This window comes from Serratia sp. BNK-4, assembly GCF_048685115.1.
Classification (GTDB): domain Bacteria; phylum Pseudomonadota; class Gammaproteobacteria; order Enterobacterales; family Enterobacteriaceae; genus Serratia; species Serratia bockelmannii.
On record NZ_JBLQTM010000001.1, the window covers coordinates 67,349 to 82,876 of the forward strand.

Here is a 15,528-nt window from a genome sequence, read left to right on the forward strand (position 1 = left end):
CGTTCTCTACCCGGCGGCGTTCCGGCTGCGGAGAGCCGCCACATTTCTATCCCTTGCCTGAGCGTTAACGCTGCTGCTATCCTGCCGCAGTGCGGGTGAGGTTACCCGTCATGCGTCACCTCGCTAAACGGGACGACCCGTTTACGCGTCATTTTATCGGGGACGACCCCAGTGGTAGGGAGGCCGTCTCATGGCCTGGATTATTCTGCTTATCGCCGGTTTGCTCGAAGTGGTTTGGGCTATCGGTCTGAAATACACCCACGGTTTTACCCGGCTGACGCCGAGCATCATCACCATCGCTGCGATGGTGGTCAGCATGTTGCTGTTGGCCAACGCCATGAAAACGCTGCCCGCCGGCACCGCCTATGCGGTGTGGACCGGCATCGGCGCGGTGGGTGCAGCCATCATGGGCATGGTGCTGTTGGGTGAGTCGACCAATATTGCGCGCATCATCAGCCTGTGCCTGATCGTGGTCGGCATACTCGGGCTGAAGTTCAGCAGTCACTGATCGGCGGACTGTTGCACCCAGATCAGCTTGTCGGTGGCGAAACCGTAGCCTTTGGCCGTCTGCAATAAGCTGTCGCGTACGCTGGCGTCAAGCGTCGGCGTGCGCGACAGGATCCACAGATAGTCGCGGTTAGGGCCGCAAACCAGCGCGTAGCGATACTGCGGGTCCAGGGCAATCACGTTATAGCCGCCGTAGAAGGGGCCGAAGAACGACACTTTCAGCGCCGCGACCTGCGGTGAACCGATAAAGTAGGCTTTGCCTTCGCTTTCTTGCCATTGCTGTTTTTGCGCATTGAAGCCGCGATTGATGACTTTCAGCCCGCCGTCGGCGCGCGGGCTGTAATGGGCGGTCACCTGCTGCAAACCGCGTTCAAAACGATGATCCAGACGAGCGATCTCATACCAGGTACCGAGATAGCGCTGGCTGTCAAAGGGGGTCACGACCTTGATGTCTTTAGGCGGGGAGACGCTGCAGGCGACGGAGAGCAGGGCGGAAAGCATGACGCTAAGCTTTGACCATAAACGCATCGGTGACTCCTGTTTACCGGGGGCGAGTAAACAGTGTAGCCGATGAGAAAAGGGCGGCCAACGGGCGTTGGCCACCCGAGCGGTTTACAGAGTGACGACGCCGATGACGGTGACGACGCTGAGGATTGCCGCCAGACCGTAGAACACCCACTTGCCGGCCGGCACGTGGATCTTCAGATCGTGCATCGCATGGTGGATGCGGTGCAGGCCGCACCACAGCGGCAGAATGATCATCAGCAGCAGGAACAGGCGGCCGATCAGGCTCTGGCAGAACGCCAGCACGCGCTCGTAACCCAGCGTTTCACCGGGGAACAGCCCCAGCGGCAGCAGAATGCCGACCAGCAGCACGATAGCCGGCGCGACGATCGCGCCCCACATGCCGCCAGCGCCGAACAATCCCCAGAAAACCGGCTCATCGGAGCGTTTAGGTGCTTGATTTATCATGTTTCCTCCGGATTAGAACAGGGCCACGGCCAGGATGACCACGCTGACGACGATCGTGACGGCCCACAGCCCTTTCACGATGGGGCCCGGTCCCATTTTCTCGCTGTTGACCACGATATTGGCGGCCTTCGGCGCCAGATCGAACCAGGTTTTGGTGTGCAGCGCCGCCGCCAGCAATGCGACGACGTTGATTAACAGCACCAGCGGATTCTGCAAGAAACCGACGAAGCCGGCCCAGCTCTCGGCGCCGCCCTTCAGCGCGAACACGCCGTAGAGCAGCACGATGCTGAACCAGACCGCCAGCACCGAGGTGCCTTCGCGCAGCATGTAGAAACGGTAGAAGCCGAGCTTTTGCCACCAGGTGGGCGTCATGGTGCGCACATAGGGCTTACGTTGAGTTGTCATGGCAATTTTCTCCCTTATTGCGGCTTCAACATGGCGATCATGAAGTCTTTGGCGCTCTCCACCTTGCCCTGCTGGATGGCGGCGGCGGGATCGACGTGTTTCGGACAGACTTCGGAGCAATAGCCGACGAAGGTGCAGCTCCAGACGCCGTTTTGGCCGTTGAGCTGCGGCATGCGCTGTTTCTTGCCGTGGTCGCGGTTGTCCAGGTTATAGCGGTGCGCCAGCGTGATCGCCGCCGGGCCGATAAACTCGGGGTTGAGGCCGAACTGCGGGCATGCCGCGTAGCACAGGCCGCAGTTGATGCAGCCGGAGAACTGGTGGTATTTGGCCATCTGCGCCGGAGTCTGCACGTTTGGGCCATCCTCCGGTTTGCGATCGTTGCCGATGATGTACGGTTTGATCGCCTCCAGGCTTTCGATGAAGTGGGTCATGTCGACCACCAGATCGCGCTCGATCGGGAAGTTGCCCAGCGCTTCAACCTTCATGCCGCCGACGTAGTCGCGCAGGAAGGTTTTGCACGCCAACTTCGGCACGCGGTTGACCATCATGCCGCAGGAGCCGCAGATCGCCATGCGGCAAGACCAGCGGTAGGAGAGGTCCGGCGCCAGGTTATCCTTGATGTAGCCCAGCGCATCGAGCAACGAGGTCTGTTCGTCGTAAGGCACGGCGTAAGTGACGAAATGCGGCTCGGCGTCGCTTTCCGGGTTATAGCGCATGACGTCGATCTTCAGGGTTTGCATCTCAGCCATTTGCCTGCTCCTTATTCTTTTTCTCCTGCGCTTCGGCTTCTGCGCCGTAGACGCGTTTGGCCGGCGGCAGCTTGGTAATTTTCACGTCGCTGTATTCGAGACGCGGCGCGCCCTGCGGGTTATGGAACGCCAGCGTATGCTTGAGGAAGTTGACGTCGTCACGCTCGGTGCAGCCTTCGTCCAGGCGCTGGTGGGCGCCGCGCGACTCTTTGCGGTTAAACGCGGAGTGCGCCATGCATTCGGCGACGTCCAGGCCATAGCCCAGCTCGATGGTGTACAGCAGATCGGTATTGAAGACGCTGGTGTTGTCGGTGATGTTGACGCGCTTGAAACGCTCTTTCAGCTCGGCCAGCTTATCGATGGTTTTTTGCATCAGCTCCGGCGTGCGGTAGATGCCGCAGCCTTCTTCCATCGACAGCCCCATTTCGTCGCGGATCTTCGCCCAGTTTTCGTTGCCTTCCTGCTTCATCAGGTTGCTCAGGCGGGTTTCGACGTCGCGGGTTTGCGCATCCAGCGCGCTGCCGTTGGCCGGCGCGGTCTCGAGCGCGCGGCGCGCGGCGTGTTCACCGGCGACGCGGCCGAACACCACCAGTTCCGCCAGCGAGTTGGAGCCGAGGCGGTTGGCGCCGTGCAGGCCGACGGAGGAGCACTCGCCGACCGCGAACAGCCCCTTGATGCGGGTTTCACAGTTCTGGTCGGTTTCAATGCCGCCCATGGTGTAGTGCGCGGTAGGGCGCACCGGGATCGGATCTTTCACCGGATCGACGCCGACGTAGGCCTTGGCCAGTTCGCAGATGAACGGCAGCCGCTCCAGCAGCTTTTTCTCGCCCAGGTGGCGCAGATCGAGGTAGACCACGTCGCCGCGCGGGGTGGCGATGGTGCGGCCGGCGCGCCATTCATGCCAGAAGGCCTGGGACACTTTATCGCGCGGGCCCAGCTCCATGTATTTGTTCTTCGGCTCGCCCAGCGGGGTTTCCGGGCCCATGCCGTAGTCTTGCAGGTAACGGTAGCCGTCTTTGTTCACCAGAATGCCGCCTTCGCCGCGGCAGCCCTCGGTCATCAGGATGCCGGAACCGGGCAGGCCGGTCGGGTGATACTGCACGAACTCCATGTCGCGCAGCGGCACGCCGTGGTGGAACGCCATGCCCATACCGTCGCCGGTAACGATGCCGCCGTTGGTGTTGTAGCGGTAGACGCGCCCGGCGCCGCCGGTGGCCATCACCACCGCGTTGGCGCGGATCTGCACGCGGGTGCCTTCCATCATGTTGAGCGCCACCAGACCACGCGCCTGGCCGTCATCCACCAGGATATCCAGCACGAAGTGCTCGTCGAAGCGTTGGATCTGCGGGTATTTCAGCGAGGTCTGGAACAGGGTGTGCAGCATGTGGAAGCCGGTCTTGTCGGCGGCGAACCAGGTGCGTTCGATCTTCATGCCGCCGAAGCGCCGCACGTTGACCGACCCGTCCGGTTTGCGGCTCCACGGGCAGCCCCACTGCTCGAGCTGGGTCATCTCGCGCGGGCACTGATGCACGAAGTGATCGACCACGTCCTGCTCGCACAACCAGTCGCCGCCGGCGACGGTGTCGTTGAAGTGGTAGTCGAAGGTATCGTGATCCTGGGTGACGGCGGCGGAGCCCCCCTCGGCGGCGACCGTGTGGCTGCGCATCGGATAGACCTTAGAGATCAGCGCGATTTTCAGTTGGGGATTGGCTTCCGCTGCGGCTATTGCTGCACGTAAACCAGCGCCCCCGGCCCCAATAATGGCAAGATCGGCGTTAAAGGTTTGCACTGCATTCCTCCAATGTTCTTGTTAAGAACGGCAAGTTAAATATCTATGCTTAAAATTTAGCGAACTCTTCGGGTGCTAACTAATTGAACCGATTAATGTTGCTTAAAGGTTAAGGATAGATATCTCCCACCAATAATGGGGAATTAACTATACCTAAAGTTAAGTAGTCGAAATTTGATGTGATCGATTGTTTTGTCGATTAACGCTCGACCAACAGGCTTGCCTGTTTTTTTGCGCGTTTGGCCTGCTTTACCCTTTTTAACGCGCTTTTGCCGCCCATTTATCGGAAATTGGCGTTATGGACGGTTGTGCATCGTGAAGAATTTGTTTGGCTGCAAGGATGCGAGTAGACTGCATCCCCTGTTTGATTTCGGAGTTAATTACCATGAGCGAAACGGCAAGCTGGCAGCCTAGTGCACCCATCGCCAATTTGTTGAAACGCGCAGCGATTCTGGCTGAGATCCGGCGTTTCTTCGCCGATCGTGGCGTGCTGGAAGTTGAGACGCCCACCATGAGCCAGGCGACGGTCACCGACGTTCACCTGTTCCCGTTCGAGACGCGTTTCGTCGGGCCGGGGGCGGCAGAGGGCCTGACGCTATACATGATGACCAGCCCGGAATATCACATGAAGCGCCTGTTGGCGGCGGGCAGCGGCCCGATCTACCAAATGGGGCGCAGCTTCCGCAATGAAGAAGCCGGGCGGCATCACAACCCGGAATTCACCATGCTGGAGTGGTACCGTCCGCACTACGACATGTACCGCCTGATGAACGAGGTGGACGATCTGCTGCAACAGGTGCTGGACTGCGAGAGCGCGGAGACCCTGTCCTATCAGCAGGCGTTCCTGCGCCATCTGGACATCGATCCGCTGTCGGCGGAGAAGGCGCAGCTGCGTGAAGCGGCAGCCAAACTCGATCTGAGCAACATCGCCGATACCGAAGAAGACCGTGATACGTTGTTGCAGCTGCTGTTCACCGTGGGCGTGGAGCCGCATATCGGCCGTGAAAAACCGGCGTTCGTGTACCACTTCCCGGCCAGCCAGGCGGCGCTGGCGGAGATCAGCACCGAAGACCACCGCGTGGCGGAGCGTTTCGAGGTGTATTTCAAGGGCATTGAGCTGGCGAACGGTTTCCGCGAGCTGACCGACGGCCGTGAACAACAGCAGCGCTTCGAGCAGGACAACCGCAAACGTGCGGAGCGCGGCCTGCCGCAGCAGCCGATCGACTACAACCTGTTGGCGGCGTTGCAGCACGGCATGCCGGAATGCTCCGGCGTGGCGCTGGGCGTGGATCGCCTGGTGATGCTGGCGCTGGGCGCCGAGAGCCTGAGCGAAGTATTAGCCTTCCCAGTCGGGATCGCCTGAGTTTCAGGCGGTAAGAAAAGCAAAAAAGGCCGGCATTTGCCGGCCCTTTTTTTATCGCGAGAAACGCTTACAGCCCCCCGGCGTCGCGCTTGGTGTTCGGCGCCGGCGTGGACGGCGGCGTACGGCCGTTGTTGGTCAACCGCGACAGCGTCTCGGTGCGCACCTGGAACGGCGGGTACGGCAGCGTGATGCCGTGCTCGCGGTAGCCCGCCAAGATCAACTGGTGGATCTCGTGACGCAGCGGCATACGGTGGCCCATCTCGGCGGCGTAAATACGCATCTCGAAGATCTGGATGCCCTGTTGCAGATCGACCAGGTAAACCTCCGGCGCCGGGTTATCCAGCACCAGCGAGCAGCGCTCGGCGGCGTTCATCAGGATCTTGGTCACTTCTTCGCTGTTGGCTTCGCCCGGCGCCGGTACGGTCAGCACCACACGGGTCAGGGTGTCGGACAGCGACCAGTTGACGAACTGTTCGGTGATGAAGGCTTTGTTCGGCACGATGATCTCTTTGCGGTCCCAGTCCGAGATGGTGGTGGCGCGGGTGTTGATCTTGGTGACGGTACCGGTCAGGTTGCGGATCGTCACGGTGTCGCCGATGCGGATCGGTTTCTCGAACAGGATGATCAGGCCGGAGATGAAGTTGGAGAAGATCTCCTGCATGCCGAAGCCCAACCCCAGACTGAGCGCGGTAACCACCCACTGCAGTTTCGACCATTCGATGCCGATCCAGGCGAAGCTGAGCACCGCGCCGAACACCAGCAACAGGTACTTGGTGATGGTGGTAATGGCGTAGCCGGTGCCCGGCGTCAGATCCAGGTGCTGCAGCACTGCCAACTCCAGCAGCGCCGGCAGGTTGCGCACCAGCTGCATGGTGATGATCAACACCAGAATGGCGATCAGAACCGCGCCGAGAGTGATTGGATGGGCGGTTTCCACGCCGTTCACCGTCGAGGTCACGTCCCACAGCGAGATGTTTTCCAGGAAGGCGAACGCGGAGTGGATCTCCGACCACAGCACGATCACCGACACCAATGCGATCAGCGTCAGGATCGAGCGCACCAGCCGCAGCGACTGGGCGCTGATGGTGTCCAGATCGAAGTCCGAATCGTCCGGATCGATGGCGCCTTCAGTGCTGTTCGGGGTGTGCGAGGTTTCGTCTTCGCCGCGGGCGCGCTGGGCCAGGATGTCGGCGCGGCGCTGTTTGGCGCGATCGAAGGCGATGCGCCGCCGTTGGATCAGCATCCAGCGGCGGATGATGTGGTAGATGACCAGCAGCAGGAACCAGATCGCCACCGAGGTTTCCAGGCGCGCCAACAGCGCCTGCGCGGTGGTGAGGTAACCGACGGTCGAGGCCAGTGCCGCCAACAGCGGCGCCGACAGCAGCAGCCCCCAGAAGGCGCTGTTGAGCATGTTGTCGCCGGAGCCGTTTTTATCCAGATACAGCGGGATACCGGCGCGCTTCAGGCTGTGGGTGACCAGCGCCAGCGCCAGACACAGCAGGATGAAGCACAGCCGTCCCAGCGTGTTGGCGAACTCGCGTTCTTTCAGGCTATCGAAAGTGATCAGCGCCATGATCAGCGGCACGATCAGCCAGATCGACATCTTGTAGTAGCGCATGGCGCGCGAAACCTGCTTCGCCGGCCAGCGGAAGTGCACGATGAACAGCCCCTGAGGGTGGGCGAAGGCGGCGCAGATCATGCAGATCCACAGGATCGGCAGCGTGGCGGTCACCCCTTTGCCGATCGCTTCCGCCACCGGGTAGTTCCAGGCGCTCTGCAGGCCGTAACCGAGCGCGGCCCACAGCACCGGCAGCGGCATCGCCACCAGAATCGACCAGAACACGGTGCGCACCGTCAGGAAGAATTCGTCCTGCGTCACCTTGCCGACGCGGCTGCTGGCGCGCTCGAGGAAGGCGTGATAGTGCTTGCGCGAACTGATGCTGAAAATCACCAGCAGCAGGGCGCCGAAGATCGGGATCAGCGTTTCGCGGCTGGTCACCATCATCATGAAGGCACCGCCGAGCTGCGACAGCGTGTCCAGCGACAGGACGCGCGTCAGATCGTGCGCCACGTTGAGCGGATAAGAGAAGTTGATCGGATTGACGTCCGGCACCCAGAACAGATAGCGGTGGGTGGCGTCGCGGATCTCGTTCAACGCTTCGATCAGCTGGGTGTTGGCCACCTTCAGCTTGGTCAGCTCGAGGATTTGGGTGTCGCAACCGGACAGCAACGAGTTGAGCAGTTCGCGCTGGGTGCGCAGCTGAGCATCGACGATGCGCTGCTCCTGGTTGGTCAGCGCGCTGCCGTCGTCGCGTTTGAATTCGCGCTGCGACAGTTTTTCCAGTTGATTTTCAAACTGCAGGCGCTGCACGCGCAGCTGGGCCATGTCGCCGTCCAGCTGTTGCGGCTTGGGCATTTCCGGCAGCGTCGCCACCTGGGCGCGCAGGGTCTCCCCTAACGCCGACGACGAGCCGAGCCACTGGGCCTGCTCGATGATGGTGCTCAGCGCCTGGCGCACCTGCAGCGTCTGCGCCGCCGCCTGCCGCTGCTGCGATGAAATCAGATCCATGCGCTGCGCCTGGCTGTTCAGCGCGGCGGACAGTTCGCGGTTGATCTGCAGCTGTTGGCTGAGGCTTTTTGGCAAATCGCCGTTCTGCTCGGCCAGCTGCTCGGTTTTTTCCAGCGCCAGTTCCGCTTCGCGTTGGCGCTGGGCGTTGAGGTTGTTGCGCAGCGCCTGCAGTTGAACGTCTATTTTCTCGTGGCGCTTTTTATAGACCTCGGCGCGCATGCGCGCCAGCTCTTGACGGTTGTTGGCCGACAGCTGCGCCAGCTCCAGCTCGTCCACTTTGGCTTTGCGCGCCGCGGCTTCGGTCTGCAGCAGGGCCAGGGCGGCCTGCGCGTACGGGGTGGTCGGGTTGGCGGGCTGCGCCTGCAGACGGCGCTGCACTTCGGTCAGCGCGCGGCGGGCGTCGGTCTGCTGCTGCGGCAGCTGGCCGAGCGAATCGCTGATTTCCCGCGTGCGATCCTGCTCTTGCTGCAGCAGGCGCGCCTGTTCCAGCAGCAGGCTGCTGGTTTGCAGGATCTGCTGTTCCAGCTCGGCGGCCGGCAGATCGTCGCCGTTCGGCAGGATCTTGTTGCTTTCCAGCACCAGCTGACGGCGCAGCTCCTGCGTCATCTTCGGGAAATCGTCGATCACTCTCTGATACTGCTCGGAGCGAGTCTGCGACTCTTTACGCTCCGTCAGCCAGTTGAGGGCGCTTTGCAGCGCCTCGGTGGTTTCCGCCTGATTCGGCGCGTTTTTGCTGCTTTCCGCCTGCTTCAGCTCCTGTTTGAGCTGGTTCTCGGTCGGCACGGGGGCGGCCAGCGCCGGTTGCCACAGCAGGCAACCGAGCAAAAGCGTGATGATCAGGCGCACGGCGTCGATTCCTTTAGAGCGGGGTCTGTGGTGTTTCAGCGGCGGCCGGGATTTCGGCGAAGGCCTCACCCATGCGGGTGACGGTGCCGTTATGCAGCTGCGGCGCAAACTGCACGCTGCCTGCGGTAAACAGGTTGATCACCGTGGAGCCGAGTTTGAAACGGCCCATCTCGGCGCCTTTTTCCAGCGCGATGGCGCCTTCTTCGCCGGCGGCCGGGTAGGTCCAGCGTTTGATGATGCCTTCGCGCGGCGGCGTGACGGTGCCGGCCCAGATGGTTTCGATGCTGCCGACGATGGTGGCGCCGACCAGGATTTGCACCATCGGCCCGATGTCAGTGTCGAATACGCAGATCACGCGCTCGTTGCGAGCGAACAGGTTAGGCACGTTGGCGGCGGTGAGCGGGTTGACCGAGAACAGATCGCCCGGCACATAGATCATTTCGCGCAGTACGCCGGCGCACGGCATGTGTACGCGGTGATAGTCGCGCGGTGCCAGGTAGGTAGTGGCGAACAGGCCGTTGCGGAACGGCTCGGCCAACAGGTAGTTGCCGGCCAGCAGTGCTTCCAGGCTGTAGTGGTGGCCTTTGGCCTGGAAGATTTGATCCTCGCGGATCGGGCCGAGCTGGCTGATGGCGCCATCGGCAGGCAGCGCCAGCCAGTTGGCGTCGGCGATGATCGGGCGCGCGCCATCGCGCAGCGGGCGCACGAAGAAGTCGTTGAAGGTGGCGTAAGACGTCAGGTCTGGGTTTTGCGCTTCCTGCATGTCCACGCGGTAGTAGCGGGCGAAGGTTTTGACCACCAGTTGGGTCAGCCAGCCTGCCTGTTTGTCGGCGCCCCAGCCCGCCAGGCGGGTCAGCGCCAGCTTCGGTAGCCAATATTGCAGTTTAATCTTGATGCTATCCAGCACGTTAACCTCGTGAATCAGGGTAAAGGGCGCGCATTGTAACGAGGGCCTCGCCGTCGTCAATGCTCGCCCGTCAGTGTCAGTCTGCGGCGTCCGTGAAGTTCTTGCGAACCTTCACCTGAGCCATGCTTTCCAGAATGCGGTGATAGTTGTCGAAACGTTCTTCCGCGATATCGCCTTTCTCCATCGCCGCGCGGATGGCGCAGCCGGGATCGGTATCGTGGCGGCAGTCGCGGAATTTGCAACCGCCTAAATAATCACGGAATTCGACAAAGCCGCGGGTGATTTGTTCCGGCTCCAGGTGCCACAGGCCAAACTCGCGCACCCCCGGGGAGTCGATCACGTCGCCACCGTGCTGGAAATGGTACAGCCGCGCGGCGGTGGTGGTATGTTGCCCGAGGCCCGAGACGTCGGAAACCTGATTTACCAGAATTTGCTCTTCAGACGGCGGCAGCAGCGCGTTCAGCAGGCTGGACTTGCCGACTCCCGACTGGCCGGCGAAGATGCTGATGCGCCCGGCGAGCGCCTGTTCGAATTCCGCCATGCCTTCCCGCGTCTGGCTGGAGACTTCCAGCACCCGGTAGCCAATCTTGCGATAGATATCCATCATGCCGTCGACCAGCTTGCGCGCTTCGGCGTCCAGCAGGTCAATTTTGTTGAGCACGATCAGCGGCTCGACTTCGAGCGTTTCGCAGGCCACCAGATAGCGGTCGATGATGTTCAGCGACAGCTCGGGCAGGATCGCCGACACGATGACGATCTGATTGATATTGGCGGCGATCGGTTTCACGCCGTCGTAGAAGTCCGGGCGCGTCAGCACCGAGGTGCGCTCGTGTACCGCTTCCACAATGCCTTTTACCCCTTCATGGGTGCCCAGGCCGGGGCGCCACACCACGCGATCGCCGGTGACCAGCGAACGCAGCGTGCGGCGGATATTGCAGCGGTGCTGAGTGCCATCCGGCGCCTCAACGTCGGCGTGCATGCCGAAACGGCTGATGACGACGCCTTCCTGCGGCTCGCCCAGCTGGGAATCATCCGGTTCCGGTTTGTTATCAGCGCGTTTCAGACGGCGCTGATGGTTCGCCTGCACGCGGCGTTGCTGACCTTTGGACAGTTTGTTCTTACTCACTGCGCCTCACTTGAATCGGTTTTATACCTTTACGTATACGCACAGCTGCGGCGAGGGACTAGCCCCGGGCGCAGCCTTGAACCCGTCAGGGTATATGTCGCCGATGGCGACCAAAAAGACTATGATACACGCTATTTTATATTAAATAACCGTTGTTAGCCGCCGGCTGCGGCGTGTCGCCATCGGCGGCGGCCGTCGTCTCGTCCGCACAGCGTTTTTCTCTCGGCTTTTAGGCAGGAAACATCATGACAGCAAACGAAAATAACCTGATTTGGATCGATCTGGAGATGACCGGGCTGGATCCCGAGCGTGACCGCATTATCGAGATCGCCACGCTGGTCACCGACGCCAACCTGAACATCCTGGCGGAAGGGCCGGTGATCGCCGTGCACCAATCCGACGAGCAGCTGGCCTTGATGGACGAGTGGAACGTGCGCACCCATACCGGCAGCGGGCTGGTGGAGCGGGTGAAAGCCAGCCGCCAGGACGATCGCGCCGCTGAGCTGGAAACGATAGCCTTCCTGCAGCAGTGGGTACCGGCCGGCAAATCGCCGATCTGCGGCAACAGCGTGGGCCAGGATCGCCGTTTCTTGTTCCGTTATATGCCGGAGCTGGAGGCCTACTTCCATTACCGCTATCTGGACGTCAGCACGCTGAAGGAGCTGGCGCGCCGTTGGAAGCCTGAAATTCTCGGCGGCTTTAAGAAGCAGGGCACCCATCAGGCGCTGGATGACATCCGTGAATCGGTGGCCGAACTGGCTTATTACCGCGAACATTTCATTCAGCTTTAAGGCGATGACGGCCCCTGCGGGGAAAAAACGCCGTTTTTAGCCGCTTAATTCGCCAATCTGGCGCTTTAATCGGCAATCAAACAAAAATCGCGTTTTTTTGCTTTCAGGGGCTTGCGACAAAAAGGATTTCTCGTATAATGCGCACCCCGTACCGATGAAGAATTTCGTAACGTTCCACCATCGATACGCCGGGCGGGAATAGCTCAGTTGGTAGAGCACGACCTTGCCAAGGTCGGGGTCGCGAGTTCGAGTCTCGTTTCCCGCTCCAAATTCAACAATGTCGCGATGCGGCATGATGAATAAATAAAGCAGTATCAAGCAGTACCTATGCGACGCGGGAATAGCTCAGTTGGTAGAGCGCAACCTTGCCAAGGTTGAGGTCGCGAGTTCGAGCCTCGTTTCCCGCTCCAAAAATTCAAAGGTCACGCCAGTGTTTGGTGGCCGGATGCCAAAAGCATCTCAATGCGGGAATAGCTCAGTTGGTAGAGCACGACCTTGCCAAGGTCGGGGTCGCGAGTTCGAGTCTCGTTTCCCGCTCCAATTTTCTCTTCGTTTCAAACTCAAATCCAACGCCTTATCCGGCGCGGGTTTTTGTCCCGTTTTACACGCCTGGTAAAAATGTTGTAAACAGAGTTATCCACAGCCTCTGTACATAAACTCGCCTGCCTGAAAAATCAACGTCATACAAATTAAATATTTATCTATTTGATTTATATGCTTATTTATTTATCCCAAAACGTTATGCCGATCACTTGCTCTTTTTGTTGCAGTTGAAAGACAACGTGTTTTTATTTTTATGCACAAATCCACAGAGTGAGTCTTCCGGCGATACGCCTGAATGGCGTACGCCGTCAGGCATCCCTTGGCAAACCTTTTTCCACAGCCCGTATCAGCCGCTTTTTCTGCGCCGTCTGCACCTCGATACCCTGCGCTTCGCGGCGAGCGAGCTGTTGCGCCAGCGCCCAGTGGATATGTTCATCCAGCATGGCGTCTTGGCCCAAACGCGTGCGCAGTGCGAGCACGATGCTGTCTTCGTAGGGCGCATTGCCCAGCGCCACGGCGATATTGCGCAGCCAGCGCAGGTGGCCGATGCGGCGTATCGCCGAGCCTTCGGTGATGCGCAGGAATTTTTCTTCCGTCCAGTTGAACAGATCGAGCAGCTGCGGCGCATGCAGCGCGGCGCGGGGGCTGAAATCGTCTTCGTCGGTGAGCTGAGAAAAGCGGTTCCACGGGCAAATCAGCTGGCAGTCGTCGCAGCCGTAGATGCGGTTGCCGAGCAGCGGACGGAATTCTTCCGGGATCGCGCCTTCCAGCTCGATGGTCAGGTAGGAGATGCAGCGCCGGGCATCGACGGTGTAGGGCGCGACGATGGCGCCGGTCGGGCAGGTGGTGATGCAGGCAACGCAGCGGCCGCACTGCTCTTCCTGCGGCTGATCCACCGGCAATGGCAGGTCGATCAGCAGTTCGCCGAGGAAAAACCACGACCCGGCTTCACGGTTGAGAATTAGTGAGTGTTTACCAACCCAGCCAATGCCCGCTTTGGCGGCCAGCGCGCGCTCCATCACCGGCGCAGAATCGACAAAGGGGCGAAAATTCAACTCGCCGCAGTATTCCTGGATCTGATCGCCCAGCTTTTTCAGACGCTGGCGCAACAGCTTGTGATAATCGCGCCCCAGCGCATAGCGGCTGACGTAGCCCAATTGCGGGTTCTGCAGGGTGCTGGCGAACGCCGCCTTGGCCGGCAGGTAGTTCATGCGCACGCTGATCACCCGCAGCGTGCCCGGCAACAGCTCGTGAGGGCGTGCGCGCAGCATGCCGTGGCGCGCCATCCACTCCATCTCGCCGTGGTACTGTTTGTCGAGCCAGGCCTGCAGCTTCGGCTCTTCCAGGCTGAGATCGGTATCGCAGATGCCAACCTGCTGGAATCCTAGCGATTGCCCCCATTGCTTGATATGTTGGGCGAGTTGATGGAGATCGAGGGGGTGCGTCATGACGGGCCACAGTGAAAAAGCATACGCTGACAGTTTACCACACTCTGTCTGGCCTGCGGATTGGATCCGTCGTTCGGAACCTGCGGCGGCGGCCTCGCTCGGTCTTTCTCTTTACGATTTAATGCTGCGCGCCGGTCAGGCGGCCTACGTACTGGCGCGCGACACTTATCCCTCCTGCAACCACTGGCTGGTGCTCTGTGGCCACGGCAACAACGGCGGCGACGGCTATGTGGTGGCGCGTTTGGCGAAGGCGGCGGGCGTGCAGGTGACGGTGATCGCCTGCGAAGGCGCACGCCCTTTGCCGCCGGAGGCCGCAGCGGCCCGCGAGGCCTGGCTGGCTGCCGGCGGCGACATTCTGCCGGCGAACAGCCGCTGGCCGGCGTCTGTTTCGCTCATCATTGATGGCCTGCTAGGCACCGGCCTGGGCAGCGCGCCGCGTGCGCCCTACGACGCGCTGATCGAGGCCGTCAACCGCCATTCGGCGCCGGTGGTGGCGCTCGATATTCCGTCCGGCCTGCTGGCGGAAAGTGGCGCGACGCCGGGTCCGGTCGTGCGTGCCGCGCACACCATCACGTTCATTGGCCTCAAGCCGGGTTTGCTGACCGGGCAAGCGCGCGACTGGGTCGGGCAACTTCATCAGAATACGCTAGGCTTATCGGATTGGCTGGCGAAGCAACCGGAGCAGATTCAGCGGCTTACCGCCGAGGTGTTACCGCGCTGGCTGCATCCGCGTCGTCCCTGTGCCCATAAAGGCGAGCATGGCCGTCTGCTGTTGGTGGGCGGCGATCGCGGGTTCGGTGGCGCCATTCGCATGGCGGCGGAAGCGGCGCTGCGCAGCGGGGCTGGGTTGGTGCGAGTGCTTACTCACATTGAGCACGTCGCGCCGCTGCTGGCGGCCCGGCCGGAGCTGATGGCGCAGGCGCTGGACGAGGCGACGCTTCGGCAGGCGATGCAATGGGCGGATGTGCTGGTGATCGGTCCGGGGCTTGGCCAGGCTGAGCGGGGCAAAAATGCCTTGAACGTGCTGCAAACCAGCGATAAACCGGCCTTGTGGGACGCCGATGCGCTGAACTTGCTGGCATTAAATCCCGAGAAACGGCAGAATCGCGTGATGACTCCGCATCCTGGAGAGGCTGCGCGGCTGTTGAGCTGCAGCACTGTCGACATCGAGAGTGATCGCTTACTTGCCGTGCGCAAGCTGACGGCACGCTACGGCGGCGTGGCGGTGCTAAAAGGCGCCGGTACGCTGATCGCCGATGAGCAGGGGCAGATGGCGATCGCCGACGTCGGCAACGCCGGCATGGCCTCCGGCGGCATGGGCGATGTGCTGTCGGGCATCATCGGCGGTTTGCTGGCGCAAAAGCTCTCGCTGTATGATGCCGCCTGTGCGGGCTGCGTCGTACACGGCGCGGCCGGCGATCGCGTAGCGGAAAGACAAGGAACAAGAGGCATGTTGGCGACCGATTTACTGCCGGACATCCTTCATTTCGTTAACCCTGAGTGGGCAAAATAG

13 protein-coding genes and 3 tRNA genes are annotated in these 15,528 nt (G+C 61.1%); 7 read left to right on the plus strand and 9 right to left on the minus strand.

Going from position 1 to position 15,528, the window contains the following annotated elements; genetic code table 11:
• Nucleotides 1-190: 190 nt before the first annotated feature.
• Nucleotides 191-508 (plus strand): quaternary ammonium compound efflux SMR transporter SugE, encoded by a 318-nt coding sequence (sugE, locus tag ACMGGW_RS00280; protein ID WP_004929669.1) that lies wholly within the window; start codon nt 191-193, stop codon nt 506-508.
• Here the strand turns inward: sugE and blc are convergent.
• The 5 genes from blc to frdA all read right to left on the minus strand — a co-directional run bounded on the left by blc (nt 502) and on the right by frdA (nt 4,422).
• Nucleotides 502-1,035, minus strand: coding sequence for an outer membrane lipoprotein Blc (gene blc / locus ACMGGW_RS00285; protein WP_049295093.1), 534 nt, complete (start codon nt 1,033-1,035; stop codon nt 502-504). The two genes, sugE and blc, sit on opposite strands and share 7 nt — an antisense overlap.
• 84 nt (nt 1,036-1,119) lie before the next feature.
• Nucleotides 1,120-1,479, minus strand: a complete 360-nt coding sequence (gene frdD, locus ACMGGW_RS00290; RefSeq protein WP_084826951.1) for a fumarate reductase subunit FrdD — start codon at nt 1,477-1,479, stop codon at nt 1,120-1,122.
• A gap of 12 nt (nt 1,480-1,491) precedes the next feature.
• A complete protein-coding gene (frdC, locus tag ACMGGW_RS00295) occupies nt 1,492-1,884 on the minus strand; it encodes a fumarate reductase subunit FrdC (protein WP_025305010.1) in 393 nt (130 codons plus the stop codon).
• 14 nt (nt 1,885-1,898) lie between these two features.
• Nucleotides 1,899-2,633 carry a succinate dehydrogenase/fumarate reductase iron-sulfur subunit gene (locus ACMGGW_RS00300; protein ID WP_004929676.1) on the minus strand — a complete coding sequence of 245 codons (735 nt, stop codon included), beginning with the start codon at nt 2,631-2,633 and terminating at the stop codon, nt 1,899-1,901.
• Complete coding sequence (gene frdA / locus ACMGGW_RS00305) at nt 2,626-4,422, minus strand: fumarate reductase (quinol) flavoprotein subunit (RefSeq protein WP_049209616.1); 1,797 nt, start codon at nt 4,420-4,422, stop codon at nt 2,626-2,628. The genes ACMGGW_RS00300 and frdA overlap by 8 nt, the downstream gene beginning before the upstream one ends.
• Before the next feature lie 385 nt (nt 4,423-4,807).
• Here frdA and epmA point away from each other — a divergent pair, with 385 nt between their 5' ends.
• Nucleotides 4,808-5,785: an elongation factor P--(R)-beta-lysine ligase gene (gene epmA, locus ACMGGW_RS00310; protein ID WP_025305012.1), complete on the plus strand. Its 978-nt coding sequence runs from the start codon at nt 4,808-4,810 to the stop codon at nt 5,783-5,785.
• A gap of 67 nt (nt 5,786-5,852) precedes the next feature.
• Here epmA and mscM read toward each other — a convergent pair whose 3' ends face one another.
• From mscM to rsgA, 3 genes are all read right to left on the minus strand, one after another.
• Nucleotides 5,853-9,200, minus strand: a complete 3,348-nt coding sequence (mscM, locus tag ACMGGW_RS00315) for a miniconductance mechanosensitive channel MscM (protein WP_049205242.1) — start codon at nt 9,198-9,200, stop codon at nt 5,853-5,855.
• A gap of 13 nt (nt 9,201-9,213) precedes the next feature.
• Complete coding sequence (gene asd / locus ACMGGW_RS00320; RefSeq protein WP_025305014.1) at nt 9,214-10,107, minus strand: archaetidylserine decarboxylase; 894 nt, start codon at nt 10,105-10,107, stop codon at nt 9,214-9,216.
• Between the two features lie 76 nt (nt 10,108-10,183).
• Entirely contained in the window at nt 10,184-11,233 is a 1,050-nt protein-coding gene (gene rsgA / locus ACMGGW_RS00325) for a small ribosomal subunit biogenesis GTPase RsgA (RefSeq protein WP_004929686.1), read from the minus strand.
• A gap of 245 nt (nt 11,234-11,478) precedes the next feature.
• Here rsgA and orn point away from each other — a divergent pair, with 245 nt between their 5' ends.
• From orn to ACMGGW_RS00345, 4 genes are all read left to right on the plus strand, one after another.
• Nucleotides 11,479-12,024, plus strand: a complete 546-nt coding sequence (gene orn, locus ACMGGW_RS00330) for an oligoribonuclease (protein ID WP_033641618.1) — start codon at nt 11,479-11,481, stop codon at nt 12,022-12,024.
• A 192-nt stretch (nt 12,025-12,216) separates the two neighbouring features.
• Nucleotides 12,217-12,292 (plus strand) — tRNA-Gly (locus ACMGGW_RS00335).
• Nucleotides 12,293-12,358: 66 nt separating this feature from the next.
• A tRNA-Gly gene (locus ACMGGW_RS00340) sits at nt 12,359-12,434 on the plus strand.
• 54 nt (nt 12,435-12,488) lie between these two features.
• Nucleotides 12,489-12,564: transfer RNA gene (locus tag ACMGGW_RS00345), tRNA-Gly, on the plus strand.
• A gap of 311 nt (nt 12,565-12,875) precedes the next feature.
• On the opposite strand, the gene queG is transcribed toward ACMGGW_RS00345, so the two are convergent.
• The gene (gene queG, locus ACMGGW_RS00350; RefSeq protein WP_025305015.1) at nt 12,876-14,015 is read right to left on the minus strand and encodes a tRNA epoxyqueuosine(34) reductase QueG; all 1,140 of its coding nucleotides are present in this window, start codon (nt 14,013-14,015) and stop codon (nt 12,876-12,878) included.
• Between queG and nnr the strand changes: the two genes are divergently transcribed.
• Entirely contained in the window at nt 14,014-15,528 is a 1,515-nt protein-coding gene (gene nnr / locus ACMGGW_RS00355) for a bifunctional ADP-dependent NAD(P)H-hydrate dehydratase/NAD(P)H-hydrate epimerase (protein ID WP_197832098.1), read from the plus strand. The genes queG and nnr overlap by 2 nt on opposite strands.